This window comes from Pseudomonas sp. URIL14HWK12:I12, from assembly GCF_003097135.1.
GTDB lineage: Bacteria > Pseudomonadota > Gammaproteobacteria > Pseudomonadales > Pseudomonadaceae > Aquipseudomonas.
The window spans coordinates 108,012-122,511 of the sequence record NZ_QEQL01000005.1 but is presented as its reverse complement, the minus strand read 5'-3'; the positions used below and the strand labels follow the sequence as shown (position 1 = coordinate 122,511).

General features: G+C 62.8%; 12 protein-coding genes. 2 read left to right on the top strand and 10 right to left on the bottom strand.

Annotated elements, in window-relative coordinates:
* The first annotated feature begins 71 nt into the window (after window positions 1-71).
* The gene (locus F474_RS15780) at window positions 72-1,688 is read left to right on the top strand and encodes a gamma-glutamyltransferase family protein (protein WP_097086188.1); all 1,617 of its coding nucleotides are present in this window, start codon (window positions 72-74) and stop codon (window positions 1,686-1,688) included.
* Between the two features lie 104 nt (window positions 1,689-1,792).
* Here F474_RS15780 and F474_RS15775 read toward each other — a convergent pair whose 3' ends face one another.
* From F474_RS15775 to F474_RS15755, 5 genes are all read right to left on the bottom strand, one after another.
* On the bottom strand, window positions 1,793-2,956 hold the full coding sequence (locus tag F474_RS15775; protein WP_097086021.1) for a type III PLP-dependent enzyme: 1,164 nt from the start codon (window positions 2,954-2,956) through the stop codon (window positions 1,793-1,795).
* Between the two features lie 373 nt (window positions 2,957-3,329).
* Window positions 3,330-4,487 (bottom strand): betaine/proline/choline family ABC transporter ATP-binding protein, encoded by a 1,158-nt coding sequence (locus F474_RS15770; RefSeq protein ID WP_097086022.1) that lies wholly within the window; start codon window positions 4,485-4,487, stop codon window positions 3,330-3,332.
* Window positions 4,484-5,137 (bottom strand): ABC transporter permease, encoded by a 654-nt coding sequence (locus tag F474_RS15765; protein WP_097086024.1) that lies wholly within the window; start codon window positions 5,135-5,137, stop codon window positions 4,484-4,486. The genes F474_RS15770 and F474_RS15765 overlap by 4 nt, the downstream gene beginning before the upstream one ends.
* Window positions 5,134-6,045, bottom strand: coding sequence for a glycine betaine ABC transporter substrate-binding protein (locus tag F474_RS15760; RefSeq protein ID WP_097086026.1), 912 nt, complete (start codon window positions 6,043-6,045; stop codon window positions 5,134-5,136). The genes F474_RS15765 and F474_RS15760 overlap by 4 nt, the downstream gene beginning before the upstream one ends.
* A 25-nt stretch (window positions 6,046-6,070) precedes the next feature.
* A complete protein-coding gene (locus F474_RS15755; RefSeq protein ID WP_097086028.1) occupies window positions 6,071-6,790 on the bottom strand; it encodes an ABC transporter permease in 720 nt (239 codons plus the stop codon).
* 434 nt (window positions 6,791-7,224) lie between these two features.
* Here F474_RS15755 and F474_RS15750 point away from each other — a divergent pair, with 434 nt between their 5' ends.
* Window positions 7,225-8,808, top strand: a complete 1,584-nt coding sequence (locus F474_RS15750) for a peptide chain release factor 3 (protein ID WP_097086031.1) — start codon at window positions 7,225-7,227, stop codon at window positions 8,806-8,808.
* A gap of 94 nt (window positions 8,809-8,902) precedes the next feature.
* Here F474_RS15750 and F474_RS15745 read toward each other — a convergent pair whose 3' ends face one another.
* From F474_RS15745 to F474_RS15725, 5 genes are all read right to left on the bottom strand, one after another.
* Window positions 8,903-9,871, bottom strand: coding sequence for a peptide ABC transporter ATP-binding protein (locus tag F474_RS15745; protein WP_097086034.1), 969 nt, complete (start codon window positions 9,869-9,871; stop codon window positions 8,903-8,905).
* Window positions 9,871-10,839 (bottom strand): ABC transporter ATP-binding protein, encoded by a 969-nt coding sequence (locus tag F474_RS15740; RefSeq protein ID WP_097086037.1) that lies wholly within the window; start codon window positions 10,837-10,839, stop codon window positions 9,871-9,873. Before F474_RS15740 ends, F474_RS15745 begins: the two co-directional genes overlap by 1 nt.
* A gap of 11 nt (window positions 10,840-10,850) precedes the next feature.
* A complete protein-coding gene (locus F474_RS15735; RefSeq protein WP_097086039.1) occupies window positions 10,851-11,762 on the bottom strand; it encodes an ABC transporter permease subunit in 912 nt (303 codons plus the stop codon).
* Between the two features lie 10 nt (window positions 11,763-11,772).
* Window positions 11,773-12,783, bottom strand: a complete 1,011-nt coding sequence (locus F474_RS15730) for an ABC transporter permease subunit (RefSeq protein WP_097086041.1) — start codon at window positions 12,781-12,783, stop codon at window positions 11,773-11,775.
* A gap of 61 nt (window positions 12,784-12,844) precedes the next feature.
* Window positions 12,845-14,440 carry an ABC transporter substrate-binding protein gene (locus F474_RS15725; RefSeq protein WP_097086043.1) on the bottom strand — a complete coding sequence of 532 codons (1,596 nt, stop codon included), beginning with the start codon at window positions 14,438-14,440 and terminating at the stop codon, window positions 12,845-12,847.
* Window positions 14,441-14,500: the final 60 nt, after the last annotated feature.

The following is a 14,500-nucleotide window of genomic DNA, read 5'->3' as shown; positions in this document are numbered from 1 at the left end:
GTGCTGGCCCTTCAGGCGCCGCCTCGGTTGACCGAAGCCCTTTGAACCCTACCTTTGCCATAGGTATCACCATGTTGAATTTTTCTGCCCATGAATACCCTTACCCCTCCAGGCGCCAGGCGGTCTTTGCAAGAAACGGCATGGTCGCGGCCTCTCAACCTCTGGCTGCCGAGTGCGGCATTGCCATGCTGCGCCAAGGCGGTAATGCTGTCGACGCGGCCATCGCCACGGCGGCCGCCCTTACCGTCGTCGAGCCGACAGGCTGCGCCATCGGTGGCGATGCGTTTGCGCTGGTGTGGATCAAGGGCACGCTCCATGGGCTGGATGCCAGCGGCCACGCGCCTGCGGCGCTCAGCATCGAGGCGGTGAAACGACGTGGCCACGATGCAATGCCGCTCTATGGCTGGTTGCCTGTCACCGTGCCGGGATGCCCATCGGCCTGGGCTGAGCTGTCCCGCCGCTTCGGCAAGCTCCCGTTCGCCACACTGCTGCAGCCGGCCATCGACCTTGCCCGAAACGGCTTTCCGGTCTCGCCCATCGTCGCCCATCAATGGAAGATCGCCAGGCACAAATATGCAGCCTGGCTCGACAGGCAGCCGGAAGTTCAGACCTGGTTCGAGACCTTCCAGGTTGCTGGCCGCCCCCCTCAGGCTGGCGAGATCTTCTGCAACCCCGCCCAGGCCGATACCCTGTGCGAACTCGCCCAGACCCAGTGCGAAAGCTTTTACCGCGGCCCGCTGGCCAAAACGATCGCCGGCTTCGCCCAGGCCACCGGTGGCCTGCTCAGTGAAGCCGACCTGGCAGGCTATGCGCCGCGCTGGGTCGACCCGATCAAGGCCAACTACCGGGGCTACGACGTGTGGGAAATCCCGCCCAGCGGCCAGGGCCTGATCGCACTGATCACCCTCAAGCTGCTGGAAGGGTTCCAGTTCGATCATCGCGACAGCCATCAGACCTGGCACCGCCAGCTGGAGGCGATGAAATTGGCCTATGCCGACGGCCAGCATTACATCACCGACCCGGCGCATATGCGCGTTACAGCCGAGCAGTTGCTCAGCGACGGCTACATCCGCCAGCGCCGGGCGTTGATCCAGGAACACGCCCTGGCGCCGGCGCATGGCGACCCGCATGCCAGCGGCACGGTGTACCTGGCCACAGCCGACGCCGAGGGCAACATGGTCTCGTTCATCCAGAGCGCCTACCACGGCTTCGGCTCGGGCGTCGTGGTACCCGGTACCGGCATCGGCCTTCAGAACAGGGGGTATGAGTTCAGCCTGGACCCATCCCACTCCAACGCACTGTTGCCGGGAAAACAAACCTTCCACACCATCATTCCGGGGTTCATCAGCAAAGGCGGCCAACCGGTCGGGCCCTTTGGAGTGATGGGGGGCTACATGCAGCCCCAAGGCCACGTGCAGATGGTAATGAACCTGATCGACTTCAACCTCAACCCGCAGGCGGCGCTGGATGCACCCCGTTGGCAGTGGCTGGGGGGAATGAAGGTGGGTATCGAGCAGACTGCCCCGGCCGATCTCACCATGGCGCTGGCACGCCGAGGGCATCAGGTTGCGCTAGCGCACGACCTGACCAGCTATGGCCGCGGCCAGATCATCGTGCGAAACCCCGATACCGGCGTGCTCTGTGGAGGCACCGAGCCGCGTGCCGATTCTCACATCGCCGTGTTCTGAGGGGGCTTACGAAACAGGGCGGTTCGTTACCGAACCGCCCTGCAAGGATGCGCTGGCTGGCCGTGGGGAACGGTGGTTAACCCACCCACCTGGCCGGCTGCGGGTCAGAGGTAGAACGATTTCAGCGGCGGGAAGCCGTTGAACTCCACTGCACTGTAGCTGGTGGTGTAAGCGCCGGTAGAGAACCAGTACAGGCGGTCGCCGCTGGCCAGGTTCAAGGGCAGGCCGTATTTGTAGTTTTCGTACATGATATCGGCGCTGTCGCAGGTCGGGCCGGCGATCACTACCTCTTCGTCCTCGCCTTTCTTCTCGGTCCATACCGGGAACTTGATCGACTCGTCGGTGGTTTCGATCAGGCCGGAGAACTTGCCCACGTCGGTGTAGACCCAGCGCTCCACCGAGGTGCGCGACTTGCGCGCCACCAGCACCACTTCACTGACCAACACGCCGGCGTTGGCGATCAGCGAACGGCCAGGCTCCAGGATGATCTCCGGCAGGTCGTCGCCGAAGTCTTCTTTGAGAAAGCGGATGATTTCCTGGGCATAGGTTTCCAGGCTGTTGGTGCGCTGGATGTAGTTGGCCGGGAAGCCGCCGCCCATGTTGATCATCTGCAGGGTGATGCCGTCTTCGCTCTTGAGGCGATCGAAGATCACTTTCACCTTGGCGATGGCCGAATCCCACACGTCGATGTCACGTTGCTGGCTGCCGACGTGGAACGAAACACCATAGGGCACCAGGCCCAGCTGCTTGGCCAGGATCAGCAGGTCCAGGGCCATGTCGGGGTTGCAGCCGAACTTGCGCGACAGCGGCCAGTCGGCGCTGGTGGAGCCATCGGTGAGGATGCGCACGTAGACCTTCGAGCCCGGGGCAGCCTTGGCGATGTTGCGCAGGTCGGCTTCGGAGTCGGTGGCGTAGAGGCGCACGCCTTTTTCGTAGAAGTAGCGCACATCGCGCGCCTTCTTGATGGTGTTGCCATAGCTGATGCGGTCCGGGGTAACGCCCTGGCCCATCACTTTGTCCAGTTCGTAGATCGAGGCGATGTCGAAGTTAGAGCCTTTGTCGCGCAGCAGGTCGATGATCTCGACGGCCGGGTTGGCCTTCACCGCGTAGTAGACCTTGGCGAATTCGAACCCGGCGCGCAGGTCGTCGTAGGCCTGGGCGATCATCTGGGTGTCGATCACCACGAACGGAGTTTCCTGGGTGTCGGCGAATGCCTTCATGCGCTTGAAGGTGTCGGGGGCGTAGTAGTCTTCGACCTTGATCGACATGGGGTACTCCTCAGGGGGCAAACGATGAATGTAAGTGGCTGATCTGCAAGCGCCCTCCGTATCCCCACTTTGGTTCGCCTACTTCCCAAGGCATGTCGCCGAAAGCAAAAAGGCCACGCCGCGTAGGGGTGACCTTGCTGTCTCGTCGTCAGTACTTGAGCCGGATGGATCGTTTCCAGCATGGACGCTCGGCGCGCACTGTAGGGCGAGAGGGGGCCAAGATCAACTAAAAATATCGGGTTTAAATAAATTCAACGTATTGAAAAATAAATTCAACAAAGTTGAAGTTGTACCAACTTATTTAACCGACACATATGACAGAGAGGTGTTCCCCGCCCGTAACATTTACAGGCGGGGAATTCAGGGGCAGGGGTCAGGCAGAGGCTTGTTCGGCGGGCGATACAATGCTGGTTTTCATGCCGCGCGATCGGCCAGAGCTCAAGTAAGCGGCGATCGACTCTTGGGTGACCTCACCCAGGAACACCTGCTCGGCGTCCAGTACCGGCAGCCAGGCGCGGTTGAACTCGTACATGCGCGACAGCAGGATGCGCAGGTTTTCGTCGTAGGCCGCCGTGGCGTTGAATTCGCGAAGGAAGTCGGCGCAGGTGCCGCTCTGGCGGTGCAGGTCGCGCCGGCGCACGTAGCCCATGGCCTTGTTGGCCGCATCGGTCACCACCACATAGCGGCGGTCGTGCTCGTCCATCAGCTCCAGTGCATCGGCCACTGTCGTCTCGGGGCTTGCCGAGGGAGCGTTATCGGCGGCGTCTTCGGCCTTGACCAGCAGCAGGCGCTTGAGCGTGCTGTCCTGGCCAACGAAGTTGCTGACGAAGTCGTCCACCGGATGCGCCAGCAAGGTGTCGGGGTGGTCGAGCTGCAGCAGCTTGCCGGCACGGAAGATGGCAATCTTGTCACCCAGTTTGAGGGCTTCATCGATGTCGTGGCTGACCATGATCACGGTCTTGTTCAGGGCCCGCTGCATCTCGAAGAACTCGTTCTGGATCATCTCGCGGTTGATCGGGTCGACCGCGCCGAAGGGCTCGTCCATCAGCAGCAGCGGCGCATCGGCGGCCAGGGCGCGGATCACCCCGATACGCTGTTGCTGGCCACCGGAAAGCTCGCGCGGGTAGCGCTGCAAGTATTGCTTGGGCTCGAGCTTGATCATGCTCATCAGCTCGCGCGCCCGCTCACGGCATTTGTCTTTGTCCCAGCCCAGCAGGCGTGGCACTACGGTGATGTTTTCCTCGATGGTCATGTTCGGGAACAGGCCGATCTGCTGGATCACATAGCCGATCTTGCGGCGCAGGGTCACCTCGTCGAGCGAGGTGGTGTCTTCACCGTTGATCAGCACCTTGCCCGATGAGGGCTCGATCAGGCGGTTGATCATCTTGAGCGTGGTGCTCTTGCCGCAGCCCGAAGGGCCCAGGAACACGCAGATCTCGCCCTCGTTGACGGTGAGGTTCACCGAATCGACGGCGCGCACTTCCTTGCCGTTGCTGTGGAAGGTTTTGGTGAGGTTCTGAAGTTCGATCATTTGAGCAGTCCTTTCGGGGTCAGCGAGCGTTGCAGCCATTGCAGAAGCAGGTCGGCGATGATGGCGAGCACGCTCACCAGTACGGCGCCGACGAGCAGCATGGACATGTCGCTGCGGCTGATGGAAGTCAGGATGAGGACACCGAGGCCGCCGGCCCCGATGGTGGCGGCGATGGTCATCACGCCAATGTTCATGACCACGGCGGTGCGCACCCCGGCCAGGATCACCGGCACCGCGATGGGCAGCTCGACCATGCGCAGGCGCTGGCCGAAGGTCATGCCGATACCTCGCGCGGCCTCGCGGATGCCCGGCTCCACGCTGGTCAGTGCCAGGTAGGTGTTGCGCAGGATCGGCAGCAACGAGTAGAGAAACACCGCCGTGATCGCAGGCAGAGGGCCCAGGCCCTGGCCGAACTTGGAATAGAACGGCAGCAGCAGGCCGAACAGTGCAATCGACGGAATGGTCAGCAGCACGGTGGCGCTGGCCTGCAGGGGGCCTGCGAGCACCGGGAAGCGGGTCATCACGATGCCGATCGGTACGCCCACCAGGATCGCCAGGGTCACCGCAATGCCTACCAGCATCACGTGTTGGCCGGTCAGTTGCAGCACTTGAGCCCAGTCGATGTGGCTGAAGGTGTCGATGATGCTCATTTGGCCTCCTGCTGGGTCAATTCAGGGTGCTTGGCGAGGAAGGCCTTGGCCACTTCGGTCGGGCTGTCATGGTCGACATCCACACTTGCATTGAGCTGGCGCATGGTGGCGTTGTCCAGCAAGGCGGAGAGCGGCTTGAGCAGGGCGGCCAGCTCCGGATGAGCGTCCAGGTAGTCCTTGCGCACAACCGGCGCAGCGGTGTAGTCGGGGAAGTAATGCAGGTCGTCTTCCAGCACTTTCAAGTGGAAGGAGTCCAGGCGGCCATCGGTGGTGTAGACCAGCCCGGCGAACACCTGGCCGTTCTTCAACGCGGTGTACACAAGGCCCGCGTCCATTTGGCGGATGTCGCGGCGGGTGAATTTGAGGTCGTAGGTCTGGGTCAGGCCCACCAGGCCATCGGGGCGATTGGCGAACTCGGTGTCCAGGGCCAGCACATGGCTCTTTTTCGGTTCGTCCTTGAGCACCTGGTTGAGCTGGCTGATGGTGGTCACCTGCGGGTACTGCTGGGCGACTTTCTCCGGGAAGGCCAGCGCGTAGGTGTTGTTGAACTTGGAGGGCTCAAGCCACACCAGGCCTTTTTTGGCATCGAGTTCCTTGACTCGCTGGTAGGTTGCGTCGCTGTCGAGCTTCTCGGTCACATGGTTATAGGACACCAGCGACACCCCGGTGTATTCCCAGAGCATGTCGAGTTGCCCGGTTTCCTGGGCGCTGCGGGCGATGTTGCTGCCCAGCCCGGAGGTGATGCGAACGTCGTACCCTTTGGTCTTGAGGTATTCGGCGGTGAGGGTGGCGAGCACGGTCTGTTCGGTGAATACCCGTGCGCCGATGCGCAGCACCGGTTGCGGCGCCGCCTGGGCGAAGCTGGCGCAGAGCAGCGCCAGGCCCGCCAATAATGTGCGTGTTTTCATGTTCGGTCCTTTGTCGTGGCCAGGCTCAGTGGGCCGGGGCCAGCCCGCGTTCGAGCCAGGTACGGCTGGCGAAGGTCACCAGCGCGTCCAGCAGCAATGCCAGCAATGCCGTGCAGGCGGCACCCAATATCAGCTGTGGCTGGTTGTTCAGGGCGATGCCGGGGAAGATCAGGCTGCCCAGGCTGTTGGCACCAATCAGGAATGAAAGCGGGGCGGTGCCCACGTTCAGCGCCAACGCCACGCGCACGCCCCCGATGATGATCGGGACGGCGTTGGGCAATTCCACCTGCCACAGCACTTGGCGCGGGGTCATGCCGATCCCGGTAGCGGCCTCTTTGAGCGAGCCTTCGACGTTCTTCAGGCCTTCGTAGGTGTTGCGCACGATCGGCAGCAGTGAGGCCAGGAACAAGGCAAAGATCGCCGGGCCCGCGCCGATGCCCAGAATGCCCAGGGCGATGGCCAGCACAGCCAGCGGCGGAACGGTGTTACCGATGTTGAACACTTGCATGAAGCGCTCTGCAGTGTGAGCGCGTTGCGGGCGGCTGAGCCAGATCCCGGCGGGTACGCCGACCACGATGGCGGCGAGCATTGAGGCGAGCACCAGTTCCAGGTGAGCTTGCAGATAGAACCACAAGTCGTCTTGATAGTGCCGCAGTGTGTCGAGGCCGATCCATTGGATCAGCAGGGCAAGGACCACCACGAGAGTCGCGGCGCCCAACAGCCCTTTTCCATAGCCTTTAGCCACAGAGGAGCTCCTGTATTTCAGTCGGCGCAGGGAGGTCGCTGGCGTTGCCCGTGATGAGCCGCCACTGCCTTCTGCGCGAGAAGCAGCCCGTGCTGCGGAGCCTGGCGAACAGGGCGCGGCGCGGGCCATGAGCACAACCCCGTCAGGTTGAAAATTGCCGATCGAGCGGCCCCCGACGAAAGGTCATATCGGGGGAGTGGACGTCTCCAGAGCCGGAAAGGTTCCCATAAACGACGGCATTTGGCCACCTTTGCGGGCCGTGCTGTACCGGCGCAAGTACCTGAAAACGAGGCGTGTCAGCCCGGCTCCCTTGGCCGTGGGCACCATCCGGAGCGTTTTCAAGAACCGCCTATTCGGTGCGTTAACGCTGACGGCGCGCCCCTATCTGCGCTACAATCGCCGCCCTTTTTTCACCGTCACCCCGGGCACCCTTCATGACCCAACAGGCCGCTGAAGTCGCGAAGCGCCGTACCTTCGCCATCATTTCCCACCCCGACGCGGGTAAAACCACCATCACCGAAAAGCTGTTGCTGATGGGTAAGGCCATTGCCGTGGCCGGGACGGTGAAGTCGCGCAAATCCGACCGCCATGCCACCAGCGACTGGATGGAAATGGAGAAACAGCGGGGCATTTCCATCACCACCTCGGTGATGCAGTTCCCCTACCGCGAGCACATGGTCAACCTGCTCGATACGCCCGGCCACGAAGACTTCTCCGAAGACACCTACCGTACCCTCACCGCAGTGGATTCGGCGCTGATGGTGCTCGACGGCGGTAAAGGCGTCGAGCCCCGCACTATTGCGCTGATGGACGTGTGCCGCCTGCGCGACACGCCCATCGTGAGCTTCATCAACAAGCTCGACCGCGACATCCGCGACCCCGTCGAGCTGCTCGACGAAATCGAGGCGGTGCTCAAGATCAAGGCCGCACCGATCACCTGGCCGATCGGTTGCTACCGCGATTTCAAGGGTGTGTATCACCTGGCAGGTGACTACATCGTGGTGTATACCCCCGGCCACGGCCATGAGCGCACCGAGGCCAAGATCATCCAGGGCCTGGATTCGCCCGAAGCCCGTGAATACCTGGGCGACGACTACGCAAGCTTCGTCGATCAGCTGGAGCTGGTGCAGGTGGCCTGCCATCCTTTCGATGCCGACGAGTTCATGCGTGGCGAGATCACCCCGGTGTTTTTCGGCACTGCGCTGGGCAACTTCGGCGTCGACCACGTACTCGATGCCGTTGTCGACTGGGCGCCGCGCCCGCTTGCCCGTGAGGCCCGCGAGCGTACCGTGCAGCCGGTGGAAGAGAAGTTTTCAGGCTTCATCTTCAAGATCCAGGCAAACATGGACCCCAAGCACCGTGACCGCATCGCGTTCATGCGCATCTGCTCGGGCAAGTACGAAAAAGGCATGAAGATGCGCCACGTGCGCCTGGGCAAAGACCTGCGCATCGGCGACGCACTGACCTTCTTCTCTTCCGAGCGCGAACAGCTCGAAGAGGCGTGGGCCGGCGACATCATCGGCCTGCACAACCACGGCACCATCCAGATCGGCGACACCTTCAGCGAAGGTGAAGCATTGGGCTTCACTGGCATCCCGCACTTCGCCCCGGAGCTGTTCCGCCGTGTGCGCCTGAAAGACCCGCTCAAGTCCAAGCAGCTGCGCCAGGGCCTGCAACAACTGGCCGAAGAGGGCGCCACCCAGGTGTTCTTCCCGCAGCGCAGCAACGACATCATCCTCGGCGCCGTGGGTGTGCTGCAGTTCGACGTGGTCGCCAGCCGGCTCAAGGAAGAGTACAAGGTCGAGTGCGTCTACGAGCCGATCACCGTGTGGTCTGCCCGCTGGATCGAATGCGCCGACAAGAAGAAACTCGAGGATTTCGAAACCAAGGCCATGGAAAACCTGGCCGTCGATGGGGGTGGCCACCTCACCTACCTGGCGCCGACCCGCGTGAACCTGTCCGTGATGGAAGAGCGTTGGCCGGATGTCACCTTCCGCGCCACCCGCGAGCACCATTAAGCGCTGCGGGCCTGTAGCGGCAAGCACCAAATAAAAAGCGGGTCTTCGGTATGCCGAAGACCCGCTTTTGCTTTGTGCTGGCAGTTAGCGATGCCTAGACGAACTGTTCCGCGTAGTGGCAAGCCACTTGCCGCGTTCCTACCTGCCGGAACGCCGGCTCCTCGGCCGAGCAGCGCTCGGTCGCATAGGGGCAGCGCTTGTGAAAGGCGCAGCCTGAGGGCGGGTTGAGTGGGTTGGGCAATTCACCGGCAATTTTGATCTTTGGCTTGTCGGGGTTGGGCTTGAGCGTCGGCGTGGCCGAGAGCAGGGCGCGGGTGTAGGGGTGCAACGGGTTGGCATAGATGTCTTCCTTGGGCCCCATTTCCGCCGGGCGGCCCAGGTACATCACCAACACGTCGTCTGCCACGTGCCGCACCACGGCCAGGTTGTGCGAAATGAACACGTACCCGGTCTGGTACTGCGCCTGCAGGTCCATGAACAGGTTCAGCACCTGCGCCTGGATCGATACGTCCAGCGCGGAGGTGGGTTCATCGGCCACCAGCACCTTAGGTTGCAACATCATCGCCCGGGCGAGTGCTATGCGTTGGCGCTGGCCGCCGGAGAACATGTGCGGGTAGCGGTGGTAGTGCTCCGGCCGCAGGCCCACCTGCTGCATCATCGCCTGGACCTTTGCGCGGCGCTCGGTGCGCGACAGGCTGGTGTTGATCAGCAACGGCTCGGCCAACTGGTCGCCGACCTTCTGCCGCGGGTTGAGCGAGGCGTAAGGGCTTTGGAACACCATCTGCACTTCACGGCGCAGCTGCTTGCGCTGGGCCTTGCTGGCGCCGGTGACCTCGGTGCCGGCGATCTGCAGCGAGCCGGCAGTCGGCTCTTCGATCAGGGTTAGCGCGCGGGCCAAGGTGGACTTGCCACAGCCCGATTCGCCCACCACGGCCAGTGTCTTGCCGGCATGCAGTTCGAACGACACCCCATTGAGCGCCCGTACCAGGGCATGGGGCTTGAACAGCCCTGTGGAAACTTCGTAGTGGCGCGTCAGTTCACGCGCGCTGAGAACGACGCTCATCACGCCACCTCCTGGTTAAGCGGATAAAAGCAACGGGCCAGGCTCTGGCGTTTCGCATCCAGCGCCGGCCGTTGGGTGTGGCAGTCCGGCTGGGCATAGGGGCACCGCGGGGAGAGCAGGCAGCCCTGCGGGCGATCGTAGCGGCCCGGCACCATGCCCGGCAGGGTCGCCAGGCGCTCGGCATCGTTGCTGTGTTCAGGGATCGCTGCCAGCAATGCTTCGCTGTAAGGGTGCGCAGGCTCATCGAACAGTTGTGGCACCTGGCCCAGCTCCACCGCCTGCCCTGCATACATCACGCATACCCGCTGCGCGGTTTCAGCCACCACCGCCAGGTCGTGGGTGATCAGGATCAAAGTCATGCCCTGCTCTTTTTGCAGGTTCAACAGCAGGTCCATGATCTGCGCCTGAATCGTCACGTCCAGCGCCGTGGTCGGTTCGTCGGCGATCAACAGCTTGGGCTCGGCCGCGATGGCCATGGCGATGGCCACCCGTTGGCTCATGCCTCCGGAGAGCTGATGGGGGTAGGCATCCAGGCGGCTTTCCGGTGCCGGGATTTCCACTTTCTTGAGCAGCTCCAGGGCGCGCTGGCGCGCAGCCTTGCCCTTGAGGCCGAGGTGAGTGCGCAGCACTTCCTCGATCTGGTAGCCCACGGTGTAGCTGGGGTTCAGAGCCGTCATCGGGTCCTGGAACACCATGGCCAGGTCTTTGCCGACTACACGGCGGCGCTGGCGCTTGCTCAGGCGCTGCATGTCGTTGCCGTCGAACTGCACAGAGTCGGCGGTGATGATGCCGGGGGCGTCGATCAGGCCCATCAGCGCCATCATGGTCACCGATTTCCCGGAGCCGGATTCCCCCACGATAGCCAGCACTTCGCCCCGCTCGACCGACAGGCTCAGGCCGTCGACCACGGGCACCGCGTTCTTGTCACCGAAACGCACGCTGAGGTTCTTGATTTCCAGTAATGCCATGGTGGTTCTCCTCAGAGCGCGTTCTTGAGTTTCGGGTCCAGCGCATCGCGCAGGCCATCACCCATCAGGTTGATTGCCAGCACGCTGAGCAGGATGGTCAGGCCCGGCAGGCTCACTACCCACCAGGCGCGCTCAATGTAGTCGCGGGCCGAGGCCAGCATGGTGCCCCACTCCGGAGTCGGCGGTTGCACGCCCAAGCCGAGAAAGCCCAGCGCCGCGGCGTCCAGAATCGCGGAAGAGAAGCTCAGCGAAGCCTGCACGATCAGCGGCGCCATGCAGTTGGGCAGCACGGTGATGAACATCAGCCGCGGCAGGCTGGCGCCGGCCAGCCGTGCGGCGGTCACGTAGTCGCGATGCAGCTCGCCCATCACCGCCGCGCGGGTCAGCCGCACGTAGGAGGGCAGCGAGACCACGGCGATGGCGATGACGGTGTTGATCAGGCCAGGGCCGAGGATGGCGACGATCGCCACGGCCAGTAGCAGCGAAGGCAAGGCCAGCATCACGTCCATCAAGCGAGTGATCGCCGGGCCCATCAAGCGTGGGAAGAACCCTGCCAGCAAGCCCAGAAGGATGCCGGGAATCAACGACATCACCACCGACGAAAGGCCGATCAGCAGCGACAGGCGCGCGCCATGGATCAACCGCGAGAGTAGGTCGCGGCCCAGCTCGTCGGTCCCGAGCAGATAGGTCAGCTGGCCACCCTCCAACCACGATGGCGGGGTGAGCAGGGCATCGCGAAATTGCTCGCTGGGGTCATGGGGGGCGACCCAAGGCGCAAACAACGCGCAGAACACGATCAGCAGGATGAACGCAAGGCCAGCGACGGCGCCTTTGTTGCGTGAGAACGCCTGCCAGAATTCCTTCAGTGGCGAGGGGTAGAGCAGGCTTTGGTCCAGCGCGGTGGCCGGTGTTTGAGTTTTCATGTCAGGGCCCTCAGCGCTGATGACGGATGCGTGGGTTGGCCAGGCCGTAGAGGATGTCCACCACGAAGTTGACCAGGATCACCAGGCAGGCGATCAGCAGGATGCCGTTTTGCACCACGGGGTAGTCGCGGGCGCCGATGGCCTCGATCAGCCATTTGCCGATGCCCGGCCAGGAAAAGATCGTTTCGGTCAGCACGGCGCCGGCGAGCAGGGTGCCGACCTGCAGGCCAAACACCGTCAGTACCGGGATCAGCGCATTGCGCAGGCCATGGATGAACACCACGCGGGCCGGCGACAGGCCCTTGGCCCGTGCGGTACGGATGTAATCCTCACGCAGCACTTCCAGCATCGAGGAGCGAGTCATGCGCGCGATGACCGCCAGCGGGATGGTCCCCAGCACGATCGAAGGCAGGATCAGGTGCTTGAGCGCATCCAGCCAGGCGCCCTCATCTTCGCTGTAGAGCGTGTCGATGAGCATGAAGCCGGTATGGGGCTGGATATCGTAGAGCAGGTCGATGCGGCCGGACACCGGTGTCCAGCCCAGGCTCACCGAAAAGAACATGATCAGGATCAGGCCCCACCAGAAGATCGGCATCGAATAGCCGGCCAGGGAAATGCCCATCACCCCGTGGTCGAACAGCGAGCCACGCTTGAGCGCGGCGATCACCCCGGCAAGCAGGCCGAACACGCCGGCAAACAGCAGAGCTGCCAGCGAAAGCTCGAGCGTAGCGGGGAACAGGTTGAGGAATTCGTGCCACACGCTGGTGCGGGTGCGCAGCGACTCTCCCAGGTTGCCGTGGGCGAGCTGGCCGATGTAATCGAAATACTGCAGATACAACGGCTTGTTCAGCCCCAGCCGCTCCATGGCCTGGGCGTGCATCTCAGGGTCGACGCGCCGCTCGCCCATCATCACTTCCACCGGATCTCCCGGGATCATGCGAATCAGTGCAAACGTCAACAGAGTGATGCCGAAAAAGGTGGGGATCAACAACCCCACTCGGCGGGCAATGAAGCTCAACATGGTTCAGGCTACCTCATCGGCGCCCGGTCCCACGTGCACGTAACGCGGGCCGGGCGATCATTTACTTCACCTGGGTGGTGGCGAAGTTGTTATTGGTCAAGGGGCTGATCGTGTAGCCCTCGACGTTCTTGCGCATAGCCACGAAGAGCTTGGGATAGGCCAGGCTCAGCCATGGTTGTTGCTGGTTGAAAATCACCTGTGCCTGCTCATAGAGCGCCGCCCGTTTGCTCGGGTCGGTTTCGGCACGGGCCTGGGCGATCAGGGCGTCGAAGCCCTTGTCGCACCAGCGCGCGGCGTTTTCGCCGCTGCGCGCGGCATCGCAGCTCAGGTTGGGGGTGATGAAGTTGTCGGGGTCGCCGTTGTCGCCGGCCCAACCATAGAAGGTCAGGTCGTGCTGCCCCAGCTTGATGGCCCTGACCATCTCACCCCATTCCATGGTGCGAATGTCGGCTTTAAGGCCTACCTTGGCCAGGTCCGCCTGCAACAACTGCGCCGACAACCCCGGGTTGGGGTTGGTAGGGCCGCCGCCGTTGCGGGTGAATACGGTGAACGTGGTGCCTTCCGGCACGCCAGCTTCTTGCAGCAAGGCGCGGGCTTTGGCCGGGTCATGGGGAAGGTCCTTGACCTGCTGGTTGAAGCCCAGCAGCGTGGAAGGGTACGGGCCGGTGCCCACCACTGCGTTGCCGTCGCCGAACAGTGTGCGCACCAGAAGGGGTTTGTCCAGCGCCATCTGGATAGCCTGGCGAACGCGCACGTCCTTGAGCCACTTGTGCTCGGTGTTCATCGCGACGTAGCTGACCAGCAAGGCCTCCATTTGCTGCACCTTCAGCGCAGGGTCCGCCTCGATGGCCTTGATGTCGTCAGGCTTGGGATAAACCATCACCTGGCACTCATTGGCACGCAGTTTTTGCAGTCGGGTGTTGGCGTCTACGGTGATCGCAAAGACCAGCGGGTCGGCAGGTGGCTTGCCAGCGAAGTAGTCGGGGTTGGCACGAAACCGAACCTGGGCATCCTTGGCGTAGCGGCTGAAAATGAACGGGCCGGTGCCGATCGGCTGGGCATTGAGCTTTCCAGGGGTGCCAGCCTTCAGCAGTTGGTCGGCGTATTCTGCCGAATAGATGGACGTGAAGCCCATGGCCAGGTCCCGAATGAAAGGCGCTTCGGGGCGAGTCAGGTAAAACGTGACGGTCATGTCGTCGACCTTCTCGACACGCTCGAGCAGGTCTTTGAAGCCCATCGCCTCGAAATAGGGATAACCCATCGTCGATTGGGCGTGCCAAGGGTGCTTAGGGTCCAGCTGACGTTGGAAACTGAACACTACGTCGTCGGCGTTCAGGGTGCGGGTGGGTTTGAAATACTCAGTGGTATGAAACTTCACCCCAGGTCGCAGGTGGAAGGTGTAGCGCTTGCCGTCTTCGCTGATGTCCCAACGCTCGGCCAATGACGGCGCGATATCGGTGGTACCCGGCTTGAACGTCACCAGGCGGTTGAACACGGTCTCGGCGGAAGCATCAGCGGTGGTGGCCGCAGTGTACTGAACGATGTCGAAACCTTCCGGGCTGGCTTCGGTGCACACCACCAGCGGTTTGGCGGTGGCCGTGGCGCATAGGCCCAACAGCGTCGCGGCGAGCGCGGCGCGCAGTGCTTGCGTATTCATCGTAGGCCCTCTTCTGGCAACAACAGGTGTGGCCACCACCGTTTGGACAACGGTGGTGGC